The following is a 21,288-nucleotide window of genomic DNA, read 5'->3' on the forward strand; positions in this document are numbered from 1 at the left end:
TAATATAAGAAATTTATGTGCTTACCATTCTATTTTTAATGATCTAGTTTAGTGATTCATCTTGGTAAAAACTTGCTCAATTTTTTGCTCTAAAGCCAGCAAACTAAAGCCTCGAATTTCTTCGATAAACTTTTGTCCCATAAAAAATACTTGCACCACGGGCAAGGAAAATACGCCGTGTTGAGCGCAAATTTCTTGTGTGTGTTCACAATTAATATAAGCCATGGTTAGGGTTGGAAATTTATCAGAAAAACTAGTTTCAATTTGTGGTTTGATGGTTTGGCATACGCCGCAGTTTGTGCCGCCGAATAATATTAATATTGCTTCTTTTTCTTGCTTTAAGGTGTCTAATTGCGTTTGATTGTGGATGTTGATCATAGTTGATTTTTTAGCTGGGTAAAGAATACTTCAAAACTGGGTAGGTTTAATTGAGACGACCTTTGTTTTTTGCCCCACATGGGTTCGGGAAAATGGCTGTCGGTTTCAAAGCGTGCCATAATGTGCCAGTGGACTTGTGGTAATAAGTTTCCAAAAGAGGCGATATTAATCTTATCTGCATTGAAATAACTTAACATTAACTTTTCAGTAATGTCAATGATTCTAAAAATCTCACGCTTTTCATCTGCTGTGCATTCGCTAAATTCTTTGATTTTTCGTTTGGTGAAAACTTTAATCCAAGGGATTTCGCTAGGTTCTATTGCTACGATTACTAGGTCATTTTGATATATTATCATGGCTTACTGATTTTATTGTCTTCTTCTAAATTGTTCACTATCTTTAGAGCCTTGTGTGCATGGTTTTTATTCTTAGACTGGGACAATTCACGAAGCACAGACACTACATTTTTTACATATATGGCAAACTCTGTACGATGTCCATAAGAGCGTAAAAACTCATGAACTCCTTTAAGGTATTCTGCATTATCTAACATGTGTTGCCTTATCTCTTCTTGTGAAAGTTGAGATAAATGTTTTACCCTTTGCTCATAATCACAGTTTTCTTCATCACGCATCAAAATTATTATTTTTTCAATTGGATTAACGGCTTCTTGATGATTGTTTTCAATGCATTCTTTGTAAAAATCAGATAACTCCACATCAAAATCTAAAATTTTTTGTAGATCATCAAATTCAGCATTTTTCATCCAATCAAGATTCCCTTGAATGAATTCTTTTAAGCGTTCAATAGCAAAATTGTGATATTTTTGTTTATTGTTGCTATCTAGATTTTCTAGTGTTTGAATATTATCTAAAAAAACTTCAGGTGAAAAAGCACTTTCAGTGATAATTTCCTTTTCTAAAATCTTCCATAAATCTAATGTATATGCATCTATTCCATACGACATATCATAGAGATGCTTATCTCGCTTTACTCCAATATCCTTATGTACAGAATATAAACGCCGATTCTCAACTTTAGGTTCAACAATTCTTATAAAAGATTCCTCATTAACAAGTGAGGTTTGACAATACTTAATAAGCTCAGATGCAATATCACTTTGTAAAAAATCAAGTTTATTATGGTCGTCACCATCAATCAATGACAGTAACTCCTCGAATCTTTTGTCTTCTATAAATTTATCAGTTTCTTCAAGTCCAAGTGATGGTAAGAGTGATGGTGATCTCTTACGGACATACTCTATAAAATCAGAAAAAGAAGAAACTTGTGCGTTAATAGCGGCAATTTCGATAATACTACCCACTATTTCAGTTGTAACTTCTGGTGCATCCTTAATATAGGGCTGAATAAAGGAGAAATCATTTAATGCATTAATAATTCGATCAATAATCCGTATATTATTTATTTTGTGCCTTGTTAAATAATCCTCTAACGGATAATCTGTAAAAGTGGCTAACTTACTCTTTAATATGTCTAACGATTCAGATGGCTTTGGATTGTAGTCAAATTCATAATCAATCAACTTTTCTTTATATTTGGCAAATGTTTCTTTGTTATTGCTCTCTAACTCCCCTTCATTTAAAATCATAACAACTTTGCAATTTTTTTGTTCTTTTAGTTCAGATATAAGACCCAGAACTTCTTCTAATTTCATTGACGAAGACAGCCTTTCAAAATCATCAAAGCATACAATAACATCTTTAAAATCTTTATTATCAAGCAAAGTTATGAGTGCTGATGTATTGATATACGGAACCTTTATGCCTTTAAGTAATTTTTTTAAATTTTCAAGGGCGTGCCCACCCTTGGAAATAACTTGTAAAAATATATCTGTTCGAATGTCTGAAATTTTTTCCTTGCCAAACAAAGAGATATAAGCGGTCTTTTGTCCTGTCGATTTCTTGTTGAATTTATACCAAGAGGTAATTTTTTTACTCGTTAATTTATCTTTAAATTCATTCCAAAAATAGGTCTTACCCACACCCCATTTACCACTAATAGAAACAACAACAGCATCATCTCTTCCAAGAATATTTGCCAGTCTTTCCTCTAAATTTTTGGCACTCATTGCTTGTTTTGTTTATTTAATAACATGGCATCACCATAGGAAAAAAACCGATAGCGTTCCTTAATGGCGTGTTGATAAATTGCCATCATTTGTGTGTATCCGATGAAGGCGCTGACTAGCATTAGTAGGGAGGATTTGGGTAGGTGAAAATTGGTGATGAGGCTGTCAACGATTTGGAATTGGTAACCGGGGTAGATGAAAATATCGGTTTCTCCTTGTTGGGCGATGAGTTTGCCGTTTTTAATGCTGGATTCTAAGACGCGGACAGTGGTTGTGCCGATGGCGATAATGCGTCCGCCATTGGCTTTGGTTTGGTTGATTTTATCAACGGTTGCCGGGTTGATTTCGAATATTTCGCTGTGCATGGTGTGATCTTCGATGTTGTCGGTTTTGACGGGGACGAATGTGCCTGCGCCGACATGGAGTGTTACAAATGCGTGGTCGATGCCTTTGTTTTTTAACTTTGTGAGTAGTTTGTCGTCAAAATGTAATCCTGCGGTTGGGGCGGCGACGGCGCCGTCTTTTTGTGCGTAAACGGTTTGATAGCGGTCTAAATCTTGTTGGTTGTCTGTGCGTTCAATATAAGGTGGTAAGGGGATATGTCCAACATTGTCTAGTAAAGTAAGTAGTGAATCGGTGGAAAATTCAAGTGTGTAAAAACTGCCTTGCTTGTTTAGGATGGTTGCGGTTTCGCCATTTTCGAGTGTGATTTTGCTGTTAATTTGTGGCGCTCTGCTGGCTCTAATCATTGCCAGTGCTTGGTTTTCATCTAAAAGGCGTTCAATCATAATTTCAACTTTGCCGCCTGTTGCTTTTACGCCAAACAAACGCGCGGGAATGACCTTGGTGTTGTTCATGACCAGCAAATCGCCCGATTGAAGAAAATCGGCTATTTGATTAAATTGTGCGTCTATGATGCTTGATTGTCCAACTAAAAGCCGTGAATCCGTTCTATTTTTTGGTGGATTTTGGGCGATGAGTTCGCTGGGTAGATTGAAATCGAATGCTTTTAATTGCATGGTTTTTTGCTAAACGGGCAGGGCTCGTTCAATAACTCCAGAACTTGATAAGTGGCAGTAACAATGGCACGGGGGGTAATGGTGGCACCAGTAAAAGCATCAAATGTACCGCCGTCTCGTTTGACCTTCCACTGGTTTTTGTTGGGATTGAATAAAGACAAACCTTTAAATTGTTCAATCCAATTTGATTTTTTTAACTCAATTTTATCACCCAAACCGGGGGTTTCCTTGTGTGCAATAACACGAACACCTAAGAGTTTTTTATCCACGCTAACCCCTGTTAATAGACGAATACCACCACTATAACCGTTGGGATAAGTGTGTTCAATTAAATAGGCAAAGGTTTTATTTTTCTTCTTAGCGGGGTAAATACCGATGGTTTGTTTAACCCCGTGCAGTGTGATTACTTTGAGAAATTTATCTTTTAGAATGTCATTGTCATAATTTTCAACCAATTCGCCAAGGCGTTGAATCAATAACTGCTCTTCGTTGTATTTGATTTGCGCTTTGGTAGAATCATATATTAATGCGACTAAGAATACACTGATGACAGTGAATATAAACAATAATGCGCCTGCTTTTATCATTGATTTAATCATTTTTCTATTCTGACTTGCCAAAAACTCTGGGCTGTGTGTAATAGTCAATCAATGGCACGGTGATGTTCATCAACAATACGGCAAAAGCAACACTGTCTGGATAATTGCCAAAGGTGCGAATAATGACAATAAGTACACCTATTAAAAAACCATAAATCAGTCGCCCTTTTGGTGTGGTGCTGGCTGAGACTGGGTCAGTGGCAATGAAGAATGCGCCTAACATTGTACCGCCTAACATTAAGTGGTTTTGCACAGGTAGATAGTATTCGCTACTGCCTAGTGATAGGAAGAATGCGGTTACTACAATGCCTAATAAAAAAGCGCTTGGAATTTGCCAGAAGATAACTCGGCGTATCAGTAAATACACGCCACCTAGTAAAAATCCCATATTAACCCACGCCTGAGTGGCTGAATGCACATTTATTTCACTTATCATCTTACCCAGCCCCAATTGGGTTTTTACTTCGTCTAAGTGCGTTGCGCCACTCAGTGCATCAACGAGATTAAGGTTAAATATTATTTCAAATGCTTGGCTAAGATTGATAAATTCACTTGCCCATGTGGTCATTGGCAATGGGTAAGAAATCAACAAAAAAGCATAGCCTAGCATCGCTGGATTAAAGGGGTTGTTGCCTAATCCACCATACAGTTGTTTGCCGAAAATAATCGCAAAACTCACCCCCACGACCACCACCCACCATGGCGCAATACTTGGGATTGACACGGCTAGTAACAGGGCTGTTAGCACTGCCGAGCCATCACTAATGGCGGGCATAATAGGTCGTTTTCTTATTTTTAAAAAGAGGGATTCTGTTGCAAGTGCAGTTACCACGGCTAAGACAATTTGCACAATAACGCCCCAGCCGAAGAAGGTGTAAATCGCAATTATGCCTAATGCTAAAGCGTAGATCACTTGGCGCATCATCTGTGAAGTTGAGTTAAATATTGCTATCATTTTTTATCCTGCTTGGTTTTTTTGACCCTTGCCATGGCTTGTGCTATTTTATCTTTTTGCACTTTGTCGTTTGCCATTTTTTTCTTCAATTCTATTTTTTTCTTTGCCATCATTTCAGCGCGTTCTTGCTTATTTCTCTCTAAACGATATTCCCTAAATTCAAATCGCTCTCTAGCAACATCTGTTTGGTGCTTTTCTCTCATCTGCTGCTGATGTAGTGCCTTAGCAAAGGAAAAATACTCAGCCAATGGAATGTGGCTCGGACACACCACATCACAACAACGACATTCAATACAATCTCTTAAATTATAATCCATTGCCCTATCAGTATGCTCACTCTTAGCATGCCAATACAATTGCTGTGGCAATAAGCCAACAGGGCAGGCTTGATTACATTGCCCACAACGAATGCATTCTTGAACATGGGGCTTGGCTTTTGTGTGATTAACAAAAATACAATTGCTAATCTTACAAATAGGCACAGCAAGCGTTGCCACATCAACACCCATCATCATGCCCCCCATGCGAATATCATGTTGTTTATCATCGGGCTTGGCCAGAGCCACAATATGGGCAAATGATGCGCCCAGCCGCACGGCAAAATTATTCGGCACAACGCCGCTGCCTGTTACGGTTACAATTCTAGAAACCAGTGGCTTGTTCTCAATCACGGCATCAAAAATGGCCTTACTGGTGGCAACATTTTGACAAACAAAACCTTTGTCGGTGGCAAATCCACCTGATGGAATTTCAACATTGAATAAAGTCTTAATCAATAACTTTTCCGCACCAGAAGTGTATTTAGTTGGGATTTGAACAATGCTAATTTTGTCATTGTGATTAAACATTAATAACGATCGATAGGCCTCAGGCTTATCGTCTTCAATGGCAATAACCGCTTGACTTGCACCACTAATATGTAGCAAAATCTCCACGCCACGCACCACTTCTCGTGGATAATGTTGCATCAAAGCATCGTCACACATAATCCCTGGCTCGCACTCGGTGGCATTGATAATGAGCGTATGGCAATCAAGTGATTTACTGAGTTTTGAATGCGTGGGAAATCCTGCGCCACCCAAGCCAATAATGCCCGATTGTTGTATATGCTGAATCAAAGTTTCAGGCGAACAATGCAGAAAATCACCACAATCTTCACGCTCAATCCACACATCTTTGCCATCAGATTGAATGGTAATACATGTTGATTTCAAGCCAGATTTATGCGGAATAATTTGTTCGTCAATTGCCACCACCGTACCAGAAATTGAGGCATGAATAGGCACGCAAAACACATCTTGTGTTTGCGCAATTATCTGCCCTGTCAACACTTTATCACCCACCACAACACAAGGTATCGCCTCATCGCCTATGCGCTGTTGCAACGGCAATACAACTTTATCCGGCAGTGGCGCTTGCACGATTTCTACCTGGTCTACAGGATAGGGATTGGTCATCACAATACCGTCATTAAAGGCACTAAAGGCATCACGCATGTGTTGTTACCTCGTTTATATTCGGTATATAATTCTTTAATGTTTGTTGCGTTTCTTTAATGTGAATACAATCTACAGGACACACTGGAATACACAAATCACAACCCGTGCATTCCTCTTCAATCACTGTTGTCATAACCTTAGAAGCCCCCACAAAAGCATCCACAGGGCAGGCTTGAATGCACAAAGTGCAACCAATACAAACTTGCTCATCAACCACCACCACATGGTCGGTTGTATTTTCTCCAAATTCTTCATTCAGCAACAGCGTTTCCACATCCAGCAACTGTGCCAAAGCATCCACGCCATCTTGTCCACCGGGGGGACACTGATTAATTTGCGCCTCCCCTTTGGCAATTGCCTCAGCATAAGGGCGACATCCCGCAAAATCACATTGCCCACATTGAGTTTGGGGCAAAAGTGCATCAATTTGATCTACCAACGGATTGCCTTTAACCTTAAATTTAATCGCAGCATAGCCTAACAACAATCCTAAGATTAAAGACAAAATGGAAAAAATAAGAATTGAATCAAACATATGCAATCATGCCAATCCAATAAAACCCATAAACGCCATTGACATCAACCCAGCAGTAATGAGCGCAATAGGCACACCCTGAAACACAATAGGCACATCTGCCCCATCAATATGCTCACGAATACTCGAAAATAATACCAACACAAAAGAAAAACCAACCGCCGCACCAAAACCATACACGGCTGATGCCAAAAATCCATTGTCTTGATTCACATTTAATAACGCCACCCCTAAGACCGCACAATTTGTCGTAATCAGTGGCAAAAATACACCCAAAGACTGATGCAAAACAGGAGAAGTCTTGTTCACCACCAATTCCGTAAAACCTACCACGCCTGCAATCGTAACAATAAAAGCAATCGTTCGTAGATATTCCAGCTCAAATGGAATCAAAATATAAGCATTAATCAAATAACTGCTTACACTCGCCAAAGTCAGCACAAAAGTCGTGGCAAAGCCCATACCAATTGCCGTATCAATTTGCCTAGACACACCCATAAATGGACACAAGCCTAAAAACTTCACCAAGACAAAATTGTTCACCAAAATGGTACTAACGAGAATCAGAACATACTCATTCATAAAAACCCTCGTATAACAACTCGCATAAAGCCTGACGAATATCATCTAATTCATTGGCAACACTGTCCACTTCATTTTTAATTCTATTCTTTAACAAAGAACGAATTTCACCAATGAGGCCTGTGCATAAATATAGATGATGAGCAAAATTTAATTTTTGCCCTCCTAGAGGATTGCTGTGTGATGCTAACCAAATCAGTGATTTTCTTAAACCTTGCCCCAACAAGACTAAGGCTAGGCTTGCCCGCCTAAAGGATTGTTGGGCGTTGCTGGAAAAAATACTAAGTGGGTGAAAAGTAGATTTTTGATGATTATTCATATTTATGCGCAGGTCTCATAAATGCAAGCATCCGCATCTTGCTTTAACTCGTCTCGCTTGTTAATGAAATAACGATACGGCAGATTGCCTTCAATAATGTTAATCACCCTATCAGTTTGGAAAAAATCAACCGATTTGCGTATGTCCCTCGTTGCTTGCAACATAACCACCTCATTTTGTTAAATCGTTATGTAACATTATAACGCAATGAGGCCTTTGTATAAATACGGATGGTTGGCAAAATTCAATTTTTACCCCCTAGAAAATTGCCAAGTGGGTAAAAAGTGGATTTTTGATGATTATTCATATTTATGCAAAGGCCTTTGATAGAAGGTCTCACAAAATAATCTTCAACAAACCAAATGAACTGATCAACAGCAACACCGCCCCAACCCAGCGCTTAAACAACCTATCATTTTGAATAATTTTATCGTGTAATTTAAGCCCTATCAAATGCCCAATTGTCGCCGTAGGAATTAGCAACAATGACAACTGCCAATCAATTACCACCCCAAATGCTACAAAAGTGCTCATCTTAATTCCCACCAAAATAAACCACAGTACAAACAGCGTATTACGCAAATATTCCTTCGCCACATAACGCATATACACTGCCACTATCAACGGTGCACCTGTCAGCGAAGTGCCTGCCACATAACCACCTAAAACCAACAAAAGTTTATCCACCCACGGCTGATGCGAGGTAATTTTTTGATTAGAAACCCAAATAACAGCGTAAAAAATCGTAATCGAATACACAAATATAATCATCACTTTATCAGGCAACGCAATCAACCCAAATACCCCAATCAAAGTTGGTGGAATAATCCAAATAAGCGATTGTCTAAGATACACCCAATCCACCTTTTTAATTGATTTCAACAAAGTTAATGACGAAAAAAACAACAGATGAATACCAACCACAGGCAACCAATAAACTGGCGATGCCCCTATCAACAACATTAATGGCAATCCCAGTGCTGCACCGCCAAACCCAAGTCCCGTGCGCACAAATCCTGCCCACATAAAAATCAGACCTACTAACAATAACTCTACATTGGAAAAAATCACATTATGTCATCTATAAAAAATATTTGATTACGACTTTAAATTACTATCCTTAAGACCTTTACATAAATATGTATTAACAAAATACAATTTTTGTCAAATTGGTGATTTTATTAAACTTTGTCCTAACAGGGCTAAGGCTGGGTTTAAAAAATGACTAAGTGGGTAAAAAAGTGAATCCTTGGTGATTATTCATATTTATATAATGTGAATTTACACTCCTTAATTTCTTTCTGTGGTAATTTTGGCGTTACTAATAACCACTCCATATCTTCCTGCCCAAAACTCCTTGTCTTTACCACCATCTCTATAAGTAATATAATGCACGGTCTTTCCTGCTGGGATGTCGATAATTTGAGAGACTTTTTCCACTGATCGGTCTCCATTCCAAATGCAAAGTTTTGGTGTTTTTGTCGGTCTCTTTCCAGTGGAAAACCGATTAATAATATTATGATCTTTATCCTTCAACTCTACTTCTAAAAGCAAATAGTCGTTACTACAATATGTATCCTTAAATTCGGCACTAACTAACACCTTGTCATTATCATCTAATATGCCAAATTCATTCATATCAATTGTTTGCTCTTTAATGTTCCAAAGATATGAGGTGTTAAAGCCCTTATTAACACTATTGTTGTAAAAGCCAGAGGCGAAACCTTTTCCACCATTTTCAATGATATTCCAATATTTTAAACCCTCTTGAGCGTTGTTGTTTTTTAAAAGATTACCGCCAACATTGAAACCTAAAACCTTTAAAAATTTCCAATAATAATTATCGCCACCATTTACTGGAAAGGATTGATACTTTTTATTCCTCCCCAAACCCACAAGTTTAAATACCTCATAGCGCTTACTATACGGATTAAAATATCCAAATTCATCTCCTAAATTAGCCATTCTACTATCGTCACCCCAATGCTTGTATTTTGAAATTTCTTGGTTAAGCTTAATAGCCTCAGATAACACATTGCCTAAATATAGCCAATAATCGTTATTGGTTTCATCCGTCGGAAAATCTTTATAACGCCCATGATGGTTCAACTTTTGAAGACTAAAATATTCAGTTTTTTGAGTATATGGATTTTCGTACACATAAATTGTGTTTATCTTTCCTTTTCTGTCATTTGTTCCCCAAGCATTTATGGTTGCATTATTAGTTGTGTAAAGAATATCATCAATAGACTGCCTGTGCTTTTTAGTTGCGTAATTTGAAATCATAACAACGGACTCTGTTTGATATGCAACCTTCACTCGATTTTTCTTTTCAGAATCATATAACTGAAAAGAAGAGGTTAAATAGTGCTCCATGGTTAGATTTTCAACATAAGAATCTGCTAAAAAATAATGTATATTGCCATTAGGTGTGACACTAAGACCTAATGTCCACCATGTAGATTCTTGTATTTTTTTTACCCCAGGGAAATCAAATGACACATCCATAGAAGAGGGGGCAGGGCGGCGTAAACTTATTGTATATTTTAGATTTCTTGGGTTTTGGTATATCCAAATTCCTGGCCACCGGGCCTTCGTACCATTCCAAAATTTGGACACAGTAGGCATTCTGAGCGATGTGTATTGGAGACTGTCCATTAAGGAAATACCTTCGGTGTATATATGCATTAAAACAGCAGGAGTATCGGATGCCACCCATCCTTTTTTGTTTATGATAGGCATAAAAAAATCATCTTGGTTCTCTTTGTCTACGCCACTGTAATACTTTGTTCCTCCAGTAGAGTGATCGTCATGCCATTGAGAATTGCGAATATGGGAGTAGAATTGGAGAGATTTTTTACCAGAAAATAAACTTGAATCCGAGAAGCCACTTTTAACATTCGGAGTACGACCTACTTTAATGCTTTCTGGGGCGCCTCTTTGAGTTCCAGTTAACCCGTAACCTTGACCCGCCCATCCATGATTATAAAAAAAATCACTACTCCCTCTTTTTTCTTTCTCAAAATCAAGTTTTTGTACTGTACTTCCCGTACCTGGAATTGCAACAGGATACACAATTGAACCAAACACTGTATTAGAAATAAAAGATATCAAAAAAATAGAAGTTTTTTTTGTACTTTTTTTTATTTTTTTACTATAATGCATTACTTCTCTTCAATATAAATATAAAATCTTGCAATACAAATATAGTGTACCTTTTTACTTTATCTATACTCAATCATAAGTTCAATAAAATGAATTGAGCAAAACAATAATAAATTTATGATTTCGTATATTGTAAGTTGCAAGCCTTGATTGTATATTATTCAGAAAAATATGTCAATACTTTTTTAAAATGAATGATATAGCACTTATAATCGCCCAAATATTAGTAGTAAAAATACTTGTGCTACTTATTGGTAGAACAGATATTTTTACTACTAGAGACCTTTGCATAAATATAAATAATCATCAACAATCCTCGTTTTACCCACTTGGTAATTTTTTAAACCCAGCCTTAGCCCTGCTAGGACAAGATTGAAGAAAATTACCAATTGGACAAAAATTGAATTTTGCTAATCATCCATATTTATGCAAAGGTCTCTACTAATGCTTGGGATGAGGATGAATGCCAGATTGTTTAGTTTATTTTTGAAAATGGCATGGCGTTATCATAAAAAATATTTGATTACAACTTTAAATGATTGTCTCAAACTGAAGCACATCCAAGAACAAAAGTTAGGTTGTTAGTTTTCTCTCATCTACAAAATCACAAAAGCTATAAATAAGTAGTTAAATATATGCAAGCAGACATTACTTCGGTCAAAATATGGCTTTATCGTTTTGTAAGAAAAACAGCACAGTAATAGAAAATATAAATATTATACAAAGACCTCTATTGGCATGTCAAAAATAAAAGCAATGCTTAATCCATGCTTATCATACGACTTAATTGGAAATTCTAATATGCTCAAAACAAAAATAAACTTAACGAAGTATGGCAACCAATGCCTCGGCACTTTGCTGCACTAAGTTCAAATCCTTACCTTCAACCATCACTCGAATAAGTGGCTCAGTACCAGAAGCACGAATTAACACTCTACCTGCCCCACCCAAATCATTTTCCACTTTAAGTTGCGCCTGTTGTAAGGCTTGATGTTGCAATAAATCAATCTTTTCTTTGACTTTAACATTGATCAATACTTGTGGATATTTCTGCACTTCAGATTTTAATGCATGGAGTGTTTTACCACTTTTAACCAGCACTTCTAATACTTGTAAAGCAGCAATAATGCCATCACCTGAAGTGGTTTGATCAAGGCAAATAATATGCCCTGAGCCTTCGCCACCGAGAATGGCATTGTTTTGTTGCATTTGCTGCATAACAAATCTATCACCCACATCAGCTTCAATAAAATTAATGTTCAAATCTTTGTAACTATGTTGTACGCCTAGATTGGTCATTTTAGTACCAACCACCGTATTATTTTTAAGTCGGTCTTGCGATTGCCACGCTTTGGCAATAATAAAAACCAACTCGTCACCATCAATCAATTCGCCTTGACTGTCAACCATCATTAAACGATCGCCATCGCCATCAAAAGCAATCCCTAAATCGGCTTTTTTCTCCACCACAACTTGTTGTAAATTCTGGGTATTAGTCGCACCGCAATCAAGATTAATATTAAACCCATTCGGCTGGTTATGGATAACGGTGGTATTGGCACCCAACTCAGAAAACACATCTTTTGCAATGTGATAAGTGGCACCATTCGCACAGTCAACTACAATATTAAGGCCAGATAAATTAAGGTTTTTGTCAAACGAATGTTTACAAAAATCAATGTAATGCTCCAAGGATTGCTCATGTCGAATGGCTTTGCCGATGTTTTCACTGCTCACGCTAACCATTAACTGTTGCAATTGTTCTTCAATATTTTTTTGATCTTGGCTACTGAGTTTAAGCCCTTTATCAGAAAAGAATTTAACCCCATTGTCTTGAAAATGGTTATGCGATGCACTGATTACCACGCCTGCTGTAGCGCCGTAAGTTTGCGTTAAATATGCCACTGCGGGGGTTGGCATTGGGCCAAGTAGCCCAACATCTACGCCAGCAGATAAAAAACCTGCCTCTAGTGCAGATTCAAACAAATACCCTGAAACACGGGTGTCTTTGCCGATAACAACACTGGGTTTTTTGTTTTTTTGTGCCAAAACTGAGCCGACTGCCCAGCCTAATTTTAAAAAAAAATCTGCCGTAATTGGTTCAATACCGACTTCGCCACGAATACCATCTGTTCCAAAATAATGATTCATTTCTCCACCTTCTGTAATATTGTTAACGCATCTTTGGTTGCCAAAACATCATGCACACGCACCATATTTGCCCCCTTCTGAATTGCGATTATGGCCGCCATAGTGCTACCAACAACCCTTCCTTTTATTTTCCTATCGTTAAGCATTTGAGCAATCATTCTTTTGCGTGATAACCCTGCTAATAATGGCAAACCAAAACTTTTGAATTCATTAAAACGGCGTAAAATTTCTAAATTATGTTCGTAAGTTTTACCAAAACCAAAACCGGGGTCTAAGATTAACTTTTCTGTGCCAATACCTGCACCAACACAAGCCTCAATTCTTTGTTCAAAAAAATGTTTAATATCATCTACCACATCCCCATACACAGGGTTATTTTGCATATTGCTTGGATTGCCTTGCATATGCATCAAACAAATATTAACGCCCAATTCACTCGCTGTTTTTAATGCACCCTCAACACGCAAGGCATAAATATCATTAATCATACTGGCACCCGCTTTAACGGCTTGTGCCATTACTTCTGGCTTTGAGGTGTCAATTGAAATAGGCGTGTTAGTAATTTTAATCAGCGTCTCAATAACGGGAATAACGCGTTGAATTTCATCTACAACAGAAACGGGGTCGGCATTTGGGCGGCTTGACTCACCACCAACATCAATTATATCAACACCTTGCTCAATCATACGCTGTGCACCTTGAATGGCATCAGCACTATTAAAATGTTGTCCGCCGTCAGAAAACGAGTCGGGGGTTACATTTAATACACCCATAATTTTTGTTTGCACAGTCATTAACAATGACCCAATGAAAACTTAGGCGACTTGCTCAGTAGTATTGCCACTTGGTGCTTCATTGGCCTTGTCATCACTGGCATCTGCTGCTGGCTCAATAGTTTTGCCCAATTCAGTAGAAGCAATATCAGAATCAACAATAACTGCCGCCTCACGCATCGGTCTTCTTTCCATTAAGTCGTCAATTTGTTCTTTATCAATGGTTTCAAATTCCATTAGCGCCTTAGTCATGGTGTGCAAAATATCAATATTATCTGTCAATATTTTTTTGGCTATTTCATAGTTGGCGTCAATAACTTTGCGAATTTCAGCATCAATTATTTTAAAAGTGTCTTCTGAAATATGCTTATGCTTAGTCACTTGGCGCCCTAAAAACACCTCGCCTTCATCTTCACCATACGCCAAAGGCCCTAAAATATCAGACATACCCCATTGTTTTACCATTTTATGCACAATCTCAGTAGCCCGCTCAATGTCATTACTGGCACCTGTAGTCACGCCATCTGCACCATAAATCAACTCTTCAGCAATACGGCCACCGAATAATGATGCCACTTGCGAGTTCAATTTGCGTCTAGAGATACTGTAACTGTCCTTTTCTGGCAAAAACATCGTTACCCCTAGCGCACGCCCTCTAGGAATAATACTAACCTTGTAAACTGGGTCGTGTTCAGGCACTAAACGGCCAACAATCGCATGCCCTGATTCATGGTAAGCGGTCATTTCTTTTTCGGCTTCATCCATAACCATTGATTTGCGTTCAGCACCCATCATAATCTTGTCTTTGGCTTTTTCAAATTCCTGCATACCCACCAATTCTTTGTCCTTACCCGCGGTAATCAACGCCGCTTCATTGCATAAATTTGCTAAATCTGCCCCTGAAAAACCGGGTGTGCCTTTGGCAATATCACTGGTTTTAACATTTTTTGCAATTGGTAATTTTTTCATGTGTACTTTTAGAATCGCATCACGACCACTAATATCTGGCAAACCCACCATGACCTGACGATCAAAACGCCCCGGTCTGAGCAACGCAGGGTCAAGCACATCTGGACGGTTGGTAGCGGCAATGACGATAATGCCTTCAGACCCTTCAAAACCATCCATTTCAACCAACATTTGATTGAGTGTTTGCTCTCGCTCATCATGACCACCGCCCATGCCAGCGCCTCGTTGACGACCCACTGCATCAATTTCATCAATAAAAATAATACAAGGTGCATTTTTCTTGGCTTGTTCAAACATATCACGAACGCGTGAAGCGCCAACACCCACAAACATTTCAACAAAATCAGATCCTGAAATGAAGAAAAATGGCACTTCTGCCTCGCCTGCAATGGCTTTAGCCAATAAGGTTTTACCTGTACCTGGAGGGCCAACCAACAAAACCCCTTTGGGAATTTTGCCACCGACTTTGGTAAATTTACTTGGTTCAGATAAAAAATCCACCAACTCTTTTACATCTTCTTTGGCCTCTTCTACGCCAGCCACATCTTTAAAAGTAATGTTTGATTCATCTTTGGGGATTAGTCTTGCCTTAGACTTGCCAAAACTCATGGGATTTTTGCCACCCATTGCGCCACCAGCCCCTTTCATTGTATAAAGAATAACCCCAATCAATAATAAAATTGGCGCTAATGAAATAATCAACTGCTTAAAAAATCCATCTTTTTCAGGTGGCTTGGCAACCACATCAACCCCATTATTAAGCAAATCACCCATCAAACCTAAGTCGCCAGGACTGTAAGTAACAAACGCTTTTCCGTCTGAACCTATGCCAGTAATATTGCTACCTGAAATGGTTACATTGGAAACATCGCCCTGTTTGACGCTTTGAATAAACTGAGAATAGGTAATGCTGTCTTTCTCTTCATTGGACTGAAACTGACTGAAGATTGAACTTGCCACAGTACCCAAAACTAACCAAAATAATAAACTTTTAAGCATAATAAAAAATTAAGAAAAATTAAGAAAAATTAAGGCAACAAATATACCCTATTATGTACCCGCATATTACAGAAATAGAATGTGTGTTTTTTAAGGTTTAATGCACAAATAAATTCAAATTCTGTCATAATTCTTACTTTCAACCTTATATTTGATAAAAAAATATGTCAAAAACCAGCCTCTTTGTCATTATTCTCCTTTCCAGTTTACTGGGCGCTTGTGATTTTCACATACCCACCAAAGTTGTAGCACTTAATGCATCAATCACTGGCAAAACAGACAGCGTATTTGCAATCAAACTTAAAGAACATTTTGATACAGAAGCAGCTCAATCTTTCATTGTCCAAGTTGGCAATGAAGCACAAAGAAAACAAGCCGCTACTTATTTAGACGGTACTGCCAGTAGTCACACGCTAACACTTAGCGTACCAGTTAAAATATTTCGCAACAAAAAATTATTGTTATCCAAAACCCTAAGCGCCAGCACAACCACGGGCAAACTACCTACAACACAAGCCAATAGGCTACAAATTGATGCAAGTTATACACAACTCCGCAGTACCATTATTACAGAACTATTAAGAAGGCTGGAGTACCTAGATGAGAATTAAACCTGAACAATTGAAAAATAATGTAGCCAAGCAACTCAATTCTCTTTACTTTGTTTTTGGCCCAGAACTCTTGTTGACCGAACAAAGTTTAACTTACATCAAAAACAGCGCAAAAGCACAAGGCTTTGATGACAGAGTTAGTTTTGAAATAGATGGTAATTTTGATTGGACTGCAATCACTGCCGAGCTTTCAGCCGTATCGTTATTTTCACCAAAACGCATTATTGAATGTCGCTTAAAAACAGGCAAAATTGGCGTCAAAGGCTCAAAGGCACTCACTAAAATTGCCTCAAGCCTACCAAGTGACATTTTATTTATTGTCTCCACTGGAAAACTTGATTTTGCGCAACAAAAAAGCAAATGGTTTAAAACACTTGATCAATATGGCGTTATCGTTCAAGTTTGGGAAATGCAAAAAGACCATTTGGTCGGCTGGATTGCTAATCACATGGCAGAATCAGAACTACAAGCCAACCAAAAAATCGCAGAAGGCATCGCCTACTACACCGAAGGCAATTTACTGGCATCTATGCAAGAAATCCAAAAACTCAAGATGGCTTACCCCGATGGCAATATCGATACCCAAGATTATCTGCAACAGCTTAACCAACAATCTCAATACACAGTTTACAACCTCATCGATTCCGCATTAGCAGGCGACAGCAATCAAGTGCTAAAAATTTACGCAACAATGACCGACAGTACAGCAATGCCGATTATGCTAAGTGGTGCACTCTACCGAGAAATTGATGCAATCATTAATATGGCAATTGAATTGCAACAAGTAAAGCAAATCGACAGCGTGCTAAACAACCATAGAGTATGGAAAAATAGGCAAGCAACCATTGGCAATGCACTAAAACGCCTGCCTTATCAGCATTTACAAAAAATATTATTGTCACTTGGGCGCATTGACCGCTCAATCAAAGGCATGGATAATCTCAATGTCATTGACGAATTACGCGCATTATTACTAACCATTGCAGGGAAAACATTATGGACTCAATAACCAATTTAATCACCACACTCGGTAAAAATGCACGCACCGCTGCAAAAACACTCCGCAGTGCCAGCACACAACACAAAAACAACGCCTTAAATAACATCGCCACACAAGTTAATCAAAACCGCAAAGACATTTTAAACGCCAACCAAAAAGACTTAGAACAAGGCAAATCCAGCGGACTGGATGCGGCACTATTAGACAGATTGATGCTGGACGATGCACGCTTAGACGGCATTATTGAAAGCCTTAATCAAATTGCCGCCCTACCCGACCCAGTTGGAGAAATTACCAATCTTAAATTCCGCCCAAGTGGCATTCAAGTGGGCAAAATGCGAGTGCCACTTGGGGTAATGGGCATTATTTACGAATCCCGCCCTAATGTAACAATTGATGCCGCAGCACTTTGCCTTAAATCAGGTAACGGTGCAATTTTGCGTGGCGGATCTGAAGCCATTCATTCCAATTTAGCACTTTATACTTGTGTAAAACAAGGTTTAATTGATGCAGATTTAGACCAAAACTGCGTGCAATTAATCAACACCACCGACCGTGCAGCAGTTACCGAACTGGTTAAAGCCTCTGATTATATAGATGCCATTATTCCACGCGGCGGCAAGGGCTTGGTTGAAGCCATTAGCAACAATGCCAAAGTACCTGTGATTAAACACCTGCACGGCATTTGTCACACTTATATCGACAAAGATGCTGACACTCAAAAAGCCATTGATATTGCCTTTAATGGCAAAACACGGCGTTATGGCGTCTGCAATGCCACCGAAACTTTATTGGTACACGCTTCTGCTGTAGGGCGCATTATGCCCGAACTTGTTGCAGAATTTATTGCCAAAGGCGTAGAACTCAGAGGCTGTATAGAAACACAAAAACTCTCAAAACAAATCAAACAAGCCACAGAAGAAGACTGGAACACAGAGTACCTGGATGCCATTTTATCCATTCGCATTGTCAACTCAATATCCGATGCCATTAACCACATTGAAACCTACGGCTCAGGACACACCGAATCCATTGTTAGCGAAAATTACACTTCTACACGGCGCTTTATGAGCGAAGTAGATTCCTCCTCAATCATGGTGAATGCCTCTACTGCTTTTGCCGATGGCTTTGAATACGGACTTGGTGCCGAAATTGGCATCAGCACTGACAAATTTCATGTGCGTGGCCCTGTGGGTTTAGAAGGACTCACTTCACAAAAATATATCGTGTTGGGTGATGGGCATATTAGAAAATAATTGCCAAAAAAATCTTTTCAGTCTGCATTTTCCCAAACTTGACAACTTGGCAACTTAGGTTAAAATAAAAATTTTAGTAACAGTCTAAGCTCATGTTAAATATTTCAAGTGCCGATGCAAAGAACAATTTTTCTGATGTGTTAAAACAAGTACAAAATGGCGAAAGTTTTGTGATTGAATACGGCAGAAAACAAAAAAAAATCGCCAAAATCATCCCTTACCAAGAAACAGAAATCCAACCCATTAAAATTGGTCTGTATAAAGACAACGATGCATTTGATTTTAAAATACATGATGACTGGGAAATGACTGCTGAAGAATTATTAGACTTGAAATAATATAGAGGCCTTTGCATAAAATATGAACAATCATCAAAAATTGAATTCTACCAATCCATATTTATACAAAAATTTCAATGTATATTATTGATACACATATTTTTCTTTGGCTGATAAAATACCCAGAAAAAATTAATCAGCACCAACTGCAAATATTACAAAATGCCCGAGAAAACATTTACATTAGTAATATTAGTTTTTTAGAAATTGCATTAAAGTTTCAAAAAGGAAAATTAGAATTATTTGGCTTTTCGCCCGAACAATTGGTAAAAATTGCCAAAAAAATGAACCTAAAAATAATTGATATAGACGCACAAACCATGGCAAATTCTCACCAACTTCCCCCCGTTAAAAAACACAAAGACCCATTTGACCGATTGCTTGTTTGGCTGTGCTTGCAAAATAACTGGACCTTACTTTCAGCTGATAACAAACTTAATGAATACACACAACAAGGATTAAAGTGGATATAAACCAACAATTAGAAATTTTCCAGCGTGGCACTGATGAAATCTTGCCACTTGAAGAACTAAAAGACAAACTGAAACGCAAAAAAGTTTTAAAAATCAAAGCCGGCTTTGATCCAACCGCACCTGATTTGCATCTAGGACATACCGTTTTAATCAACAAACTCAAGCAGTTACAAGATTTGGGTCATGAAATCCAATTTTTAATCGGTGATTTCACTGCGATGATTGGCGACCCAACGGGCAAAAGTAAAACTCGCCCACCACTTTCAAGAGAACAAGTGCAAGAAAACGCCAAAAGTTACACCGAACAAGTATTTAAAATTCTAGACAAAAATAAAACCACAATTGTATTCAATTCACAATGGATGGACAAAATGACGCCAATGGAATTTATTCAACTTGCCAGCAAACAAACAGTTGCCAGAATGCTAGAACGCGATGATTTTTCCAAACGCTACAAATCAGGACAAGCCATTTCCACCCACGAATTCCTATACCCTTTGGTTCAAGGCAACGATTCTGTCGAATTGGCAAGCGATGTAGAAATCGGCGGCACTGACCAAAAATTTAACCTATTGGTAGGCAGAGAACTGCAAAAACAAGCCAAACAAGAGCAACAAGTTATTCTCACCATGCCGATTTTAGAAGGATTAGACGGTGTGCAAAAAATGTCAAAATCTCTCAATAACTATATCGGTATTGACGACACGCCCGATGATATGTTTGGCAAAATTATGTCAATTTCAGATGTGCTAATGTGGCGTTATTTCGAACTGTTGAGTTTTCAAAGCTTAACAGCCATTGCCGATTTACAGCAAGCAATGGCTCAAGGCAAAAACCCAAGAGACATTAAATTTATCCTCGCCGAAGAAATCATTACCCGCTTCCATAATGCCGACGCCGCCCAACAAGCACAACAAAATTTCATTGACCGCTTTTCTAAAAATCAAATCCCCGATGAAATGGCAGAATTTACCTTTGATACAGGCATCAAAATCGCCAATCTACTCAAAGACGCAGGACTTTGCCCCAGCACCTCAAACGCCTATCAAATGATCAAACAGGGGGGTGCTAAAATCAATGGCGAAAAAATCACCGATAGAAATTTTGAACCAAAAGCAGGCACAGAAGTCTATCAAGTTGGCAAACGCAAATTCGCAAGAGTTACCATCCAATAAAAGGCGTATAATACCTCCCTTATCAGGGGATGACATGGCTTCGACGAGGAGTTGGATCTCAAGGATGCATGCCGAGGATGAGAATAACTCGTAACCGTTTCTCAAAAAAGATAGTTGCAAACGAAGACAACTACGCTCTAGCTGCATAGCTAGCCGCTCCCTTGAGATTGTCTGTATCTCTTGGAAAGCGGTCGCTTACAGACTCGCTAGGATTATTTTTTCAGGATAATTCGGTTAAAACGCACTGAAATCGCGCTTACATCCCTGATGGTCGGGTGGTAAGTTGCTAACTCTAATAGACTAAACTAAGCATGTAGATTCTTTGTTTGAAAGTTTTCGGACGCGGGTTCAATTCCCGCCATCTCCACCAAATTAGTGATTATGCTCGTTTTTAACGGGAATC

23 protein-coding genes and 1 other RNA gene are annotated in these 21,288 nt (G+C 38.5%); 8 read left to right on the top strand and 16 right to left on the bottom strand.

Annotated elements, in window-relative coordinates:
• Positions 1 to 48: 48 nt before the first annotated feature.
• The 13 genes from MS2017_RS09580 to MS2017_RS09635 all read right to left on the bottom strand — a co-directional run bounded on the left by MS2017_RS09580 (position 49) and on the right by MS2017_RS09635 (position 11,140).
• Positions 49 to 378, bottom strand: coding sequence for a thioredoxin family protein (locus MS2017_RS09580; RefSeq protein ID WP_122952030.1), 330 nt, complete (start codon positions 376 to 378; stop codon positions 49 to 51).
• Positions 375 to 734, bottom strand: coding sequence for an HIT family protein (locus tag MS2017_RS09585; protein WP_071564913.1), 360 nt, complete (start codon positions 732 to 734; stop codon positions 375 to 377). Before MS2017_RS09585 ends, MS2017_RS09580 begins: the two co-directional genes overlap by 4 nt.
• Positions 731 to 2,467 (bottom strand): P-loop NTPase fold protein, encoded by a 1,737-nt coding sequence (locus MS2017_RS09590; RefSeq protein WP_122952031.1) that lies wholly within the window; start codon positions 2,465 to 2,467, stop codon positions 731 to 733. The genes MS2017_RS09585 and MS2017_RS09590 overlap by 4 nt, the downstream gene beginning before the upstream one ends.
• The gene (gene queA, locus MS2017_RS09595) at positions 2,464 to 3,486 is read right to left on the bottom strand and encodes a tRNA preQ1(34) S-adenosylmethionine ribosyltransferase-isomerase QueA (protein WP_071565337.1); all 1,023 of its coding nucleotides are present in this window, start codon (positions 3,484 to 3,486) and stop codon (positions 2,464 to 2,466) included. The genes MS2017_RS09590 and queA overlap by 4 nt, the downstream gene beginning before the upstream one ends.
• On the bottom strand, positions 3,477 to 4,085 hold the full coding sequence (rsxG, locus tag MS2017_RS09600; protein ID WP_071565338.1) for an electron transport complex subunit RsxG: 609 nt from the start codon (positions 4,083 to 4,085) through the stop codon (positions 3,477 to 3,479). Before rsxG ends, queA begins: the two co-directional genes overlap by 10 nt.
• Positions 4,086 to 4,089: 4 nt before the next feature.
• Positions 4,090 to 5,040, bottom strand: coding sequence for an RnfABCDGE type electron transport complex subunit D (locus tag MS2017_RS09605; protein WP_071565339.1), 951 nt, complete (start codon positions 5,038 to 5,040; stop codon positions 4,090 to 4,092).
• Entirely contained in the window at positions 5,037 to 6,536 is a 1,500-nt protein-coding gene (gene rsxC / locus MS2017_RS09610) for an electron transport complex subunit RsxC (RefSeq protein ID WP_122952032.1), read from the bottom strand. Before rsxC ends, MS2017_RS09605 begins: the two co-directional genes overlap by 4 nt.
• Positions 6,529 to 7,074 (bottom strand): electron transport complex subunit RsxB, encoded by a 546-nt coding sequence (gene rsxB / locus MS2017_RS09615; protein WP_122952033.1) that lies wholly within the window; start codon positions 7,072 to 7,074, stop codon positions 6,529 to 6,531. Before rsxB ends, rsxC begins: the two co-directional genes overlap by 8 nt.
• Before the next feature lie 6 nt (positions 7,075 to 7,080).
• Positions 7,081 to 7,656, bottom strand: coding sequence for an electron transport complex subunit RsxA (gene rsxA / locus MS2017_RS09620; protein ID WP_071565341.1), 576 nt, complete (start codon positions 7,654 to 7,656; stop codon positions 7,081 to 7,083).
• Positions 7,649 to 7,975: a hypothetical protein gene (locus MS2017_RS09625; protein ID WP_122952034.1), complete on the bottom strand. Its 327-nt coding sequence runs from the start codon at positions 7,973 to 7,975 to the stop codon at positions 7,649 to 7,651. Before MS2017_RS09625 ends, rsxA begins: the two co-directional genes overlap by 8 nt.
• 2 nt (positions 7,976 to 7,977) lie before the next feature.
• Entirely contained in the window at positions 7,978 to 8,139 is a 162-nt protein-coding gene (locus MS2017_RS11540; protein WP_158009540.1) for a hypothetical protein, read from the bottom strand.
• A 172-nt stretch (positions 8,140 to 8,311) separates the two neighbouring features.
• Entirely contained in the window at positions 8,312 to 9,001 is a 690-nt protein-coding gene (locus MS2017_RS09630; RefSeq protein ID WP_237731911.1) for a TSUP family transporter, read from the bottom strand.
• Between the two features lie 264 nt (positions 9,002 to 9,265).
• Positions 9,266 to 11,140, bottom strand: a complete 1,875-nt coding sequence (locus MS2017_RS09635) for a hypothetical protein (protein WP_122952035.1) — start codon at positions 11,138 to 11,140, stop codon at positions 9,266 to 9,268.
• Between the two features lie 190 nt (positions 11,141 to 11,330).
• Between MS2017_RS09635 and MS2017_RS11545 the strand changes: the two genes are divergently transcribed.
• Positions 11,331 to 11,516, top strand: coding sequence for a hypothetical protein (locus MS2017_RS11545; protein WP_139458795.1), 186 nt, complete (start codon positions 11,331 to 11,333; stop codon positions 11,514 to 11,516).
• A 446-nt stretch (positions 11,517 to 11,962) separates the two neighbouring features.
• Here MS2017_RS11545 and glmM read toward each other — a convergent pair whose 3' ends face one another.
• Genes glmM through ftsH form a run of 3 tightly spaced genes read right to left on the bottom strand, consistent with a single transcriptional unit; the run spans position 11,963 to position 16,032 of the window.
• Positions 11,963 to 13,291 carry a phosphoglucosamine mutase gene (gene glmM, locus MS2017_RS09640; protein WP_071565178.1) on the bottom strand — a complete coding sequence of 443 codons (1,329 nt, stop codon included), beginning with the start codon at positions 13,289 to 13,291 and terminating at the stop codon, positions 11,963 to 11,965.
• Positions 13,288 to 14,064: a dihydropteroate synthase gene (folP, locus tag MS2017_RS09645; RefSeq protein ID WP_241156928.1), complete on the bottom strand. Its 777-nt coding sequence runs from the start codon at positions 14,062 to 14,064 to the stop codon at positions 13,288 to 13,290. Before folP ends, glmM begins: the two co-directional genes overlap by 4 nt.
• A 42-nt stretch (positions 14,065 to 14,106) precedes the next feature.
• A complete protein-coding gene (gene ftsH, locus MS2017_RS09650) occupies positions 14,107 to 16,032 on the bottom strand; it encodes an ATP-dependent zinc metalloprotease FtsH (RefSeq protein ID WP_071565180.1) in 1,926 nt (641 codons plus the stop codon).
• A gap of 164 nt (positions 16,033 to 16,196) precedes the next feature.
• On the opposite strand from ftsH, the gene MS2017_RS09655 reads away from it, so the two are divergent.
• The 7 genes from MS2017_RS09655 to ssrA all read left to right on the top strand — a co-directional run bounded on the left by MS2017_RS09655 (position 16,197) and on the right by ssrA (position 21,255).
• A complete protein-coding gene (locus MS2017_RS09655) occupies positions 16,197 to 16,643 on the top strand; it encodes a hypothetical protein (protein WP_122952036.1) in 447 nt (148 codons plus the stop codon).
• Entirely contained in the window at positions 16,633 to 17,652 is a 1,020-nt protein-coding gene (gene holA / locus MS2017_RS09660) for a DNA polymerase III subunit delta (protein ID WP_122952037.1), read from the top strand. Before MS2017_RS09655 ends, holA begins: the two co-directional genes overlap by 11 nt.
• On the top strand, positions 17,640 to 18,899 hold the full coding sequence (locus tag MS2017_RS09665; RefSeq protein ID WP_071565183.1) for a glutamate-5-semialdehyde dehydrogenase: 1,260 nt from the start codon (positions 17,640 to 17,642) through the stop codon (positions 18,897 to 18,899). Before holA ends, MS2017_RS09665 begins: the two co-directional genes overlap by 13 nt.
• Positions 18,900 to 18,991: 92 nt before the next feature.
• Positions 18,992 to 19,237 (top strand): type II toxin-antitoxin system Phd/YefM family antitoxin, encoded by a 246-nt coding sequence (locus tag MS2017_RS09670; RefSeq protein ID WP_071564880.1) that lies wholly within the window; start codon positions 18,992 to 18,994, stop codon positions 19,235 to 19,237.
• A 77-nt stretch (positions 19,238 to 19,314) separates the two neighbouring features.
• Positions 19,315 to 19,710 (top strand): type II toxin-antitoxin system VapC family toxin, encoded by a 396-nt coding sequence (locus MS2017_RS09675; RefSeq protein WP_122952038.1) that lies wholly within the window; start codon positions 19,315 to 19,317, stop codon positions 19,708 to 19,710.
• Positions 19,701 to 20,885, top strand: coding sequence for a tyrosine--tRNA ligase (gene tyrS, locus MS2017_RS09680; RefSeq protein WP_122952039.1), 1,185 nt, complete (start codon positions 19,701 to 19,703; stop codon positions 20,883 to 20,885). The genes MS2017_RS09675 and tyrS overlap by 10 nt, the downstream gene beginning before the upstream one ends.
• A gap of 25 nt (positions 20,886 to 20,910) precedes the next feature.
• Positions 20,911 to 21,255, top strand: a transfer-messenger RNA (tmRNA) gene (gene ssrA / locus MS2017_RS09685).
• Positions 21,256 to 21,288: the final 33 nt, after the last annotated feature.

The organism is Bathymodiolus thermophilus thioautotrophic gill symbiont (assembly GCF_003711265.1).
In the GTDB taxonomy this organism is placed as follows: Bacteria; Pseudomonadota; Gammaproteobacteria; order PS1; family Pseudothioglobaceae; genus Thiodubiliella.

Bases quoted from the DNA above. Each gene is read 5' to 3' on its own strand.
- MS2017_RS09580 (WP_122952030.1), bottom strand. From the start codon at position 378: ATGATCAACATCCACAATCAAACGCAATTAGACACCTTAAAGCAAGAA.
- MS2017_RS09585 (WP_071564913.1), bottom strand. From the start codon at position 734: ATGATAATATATCAAAATGACCTAGTAATCGTAGCAATAGAACCTAGC.
- MS2017_RS09590 (WP_122952031.1), bottom strand. From the start codon at position 2,467: ATGAGTGCCAAAAATTTAGAGGAAAGACTGGCAAATATTCTTGGAAGA.
- queA (WP_071565337.1), bottom strand. From the start codon at position 3,486: ATGCAATTAAAAGCATTCGATTTCAATCTACCCAGCGAACTCATCGCC.
- rsxG (WP_071565338.1), bottom strand. From the start codon at position 4,085: ATGATTAAATCAATGATAAAAGCAGGCGCATTATTGTTTATATTCACT.
- MS2017_RS09605 (WP_071565339.1), bottom strand. From the start codon at position 5,040: ATGATAGCAATATTTAACTCAACTTCACAGATGATGCGCCAAGTGATC.
- rsxC (WP_122952032.1), bottom strand. From the start codon at position 6,536: ATGCGTGATGCCTTTAGTGCCTTTAATGACGGTATTGTGATGACCAAT.
- rsxB (WP_122952033.1), bottom strand. From the start codon at position 7,074: ATGTTTGATTCAATTCTTATTTTTTCCATTTTGTCTTTAATCTTAGGA.
- rsxA (WP_071565341.1), bottom strand. From the start codon at position 7,656: ATGAATGAGTATGTTCTGATTCTCGTTAGTACCATTTTGGTGAACAAT.
- MS2017_RS09625 (WP_122952034.1), bottom strand. From the start codon at position 7,975: ATGAATAATCATCAAAAATCTACTTTTCACCCACTTAGTATTTTTTCC.
- MS2017_RS11540 (WP_158009540.1), bottom strand. From the start codon at position 8,139: ATGTTGCAAGCAACGAGGGACATACGCAAATCGGTTGATTTTTTCCAA.
- MS2017_RS09630 (WP_237731911.1), bottom strand. From the start codon at position 9,001: ATGTGGGCAGGATTTGTGCGCACGGGACTTGGGTTTGGCGGTGCAGCA.
- MS2017_RS09635 (WP_122952035.1), bottom strand. From the start codon at position 11,140: ATGCATTATAGTAAAAAAATAAAAAAAAGTACAAAAAAAACTTCTATT.
- MS2017_RS11545 (WP_139458795.1), top strand. From the start codon at position 11,331: ATGAATGATATAGCACTTATAATCGCCCAAATATTAGTAGTAAAAATA.
- glmM (WP_071565178.1), bottom strand. From the start codon at position 13,291: ATGAATCATTATTTTGGAACAGATGGTATTCGTGGCGAAGTCGGTATT.
- folP (WP_241156928.1), bottom strand. From the start codon at position 14,064: ATGGGTGTATTAAATGTAACCCCCGACTCGTTTTCTGACGGCGGACAA.
- ftsH (WP_071565180.1), bottom strand. From the start codon at position 16,032: ATGCTTAAAAGTTTATTATTTTGGTTAGTTTTGGGTACTGTGGCAAGT.
- MS2017_RS09655 (WP_122952036.1), top strand. From the start codon at position 16,197: ATGTCAAAAACCAGCCTCTTTGTCATTATTCTCCTTTCCAGTTTACTG.
- holA (WP_122952037.1), top strand. From the start codon at position 16,633: ATGAGAATTAAACCTGAACAATTGAAAAATAATGTAGCCAAGCAACTC.
- MS2017_RS09665 (WP_071565183.1), top strand. From the start codon at position 17,640: ATGGACTCAATAACCAATTTAATCACCACACTCGGTAAAAATGCACGC.
- MS2017_RS09670 (WP_071564880.1), top strand. From the start codon at position 18,992: ATGTTAAATATTTCAAGTGCCGATGCAAAGAACAATTTTTCTGATGTG.
- MS2017_RS09675 (WP_122952038.1), top strand. From the start codon at position 19,315: ATGTATATTATTGATACACATATTTTTCTTTGGCTGATAAAATACCCA.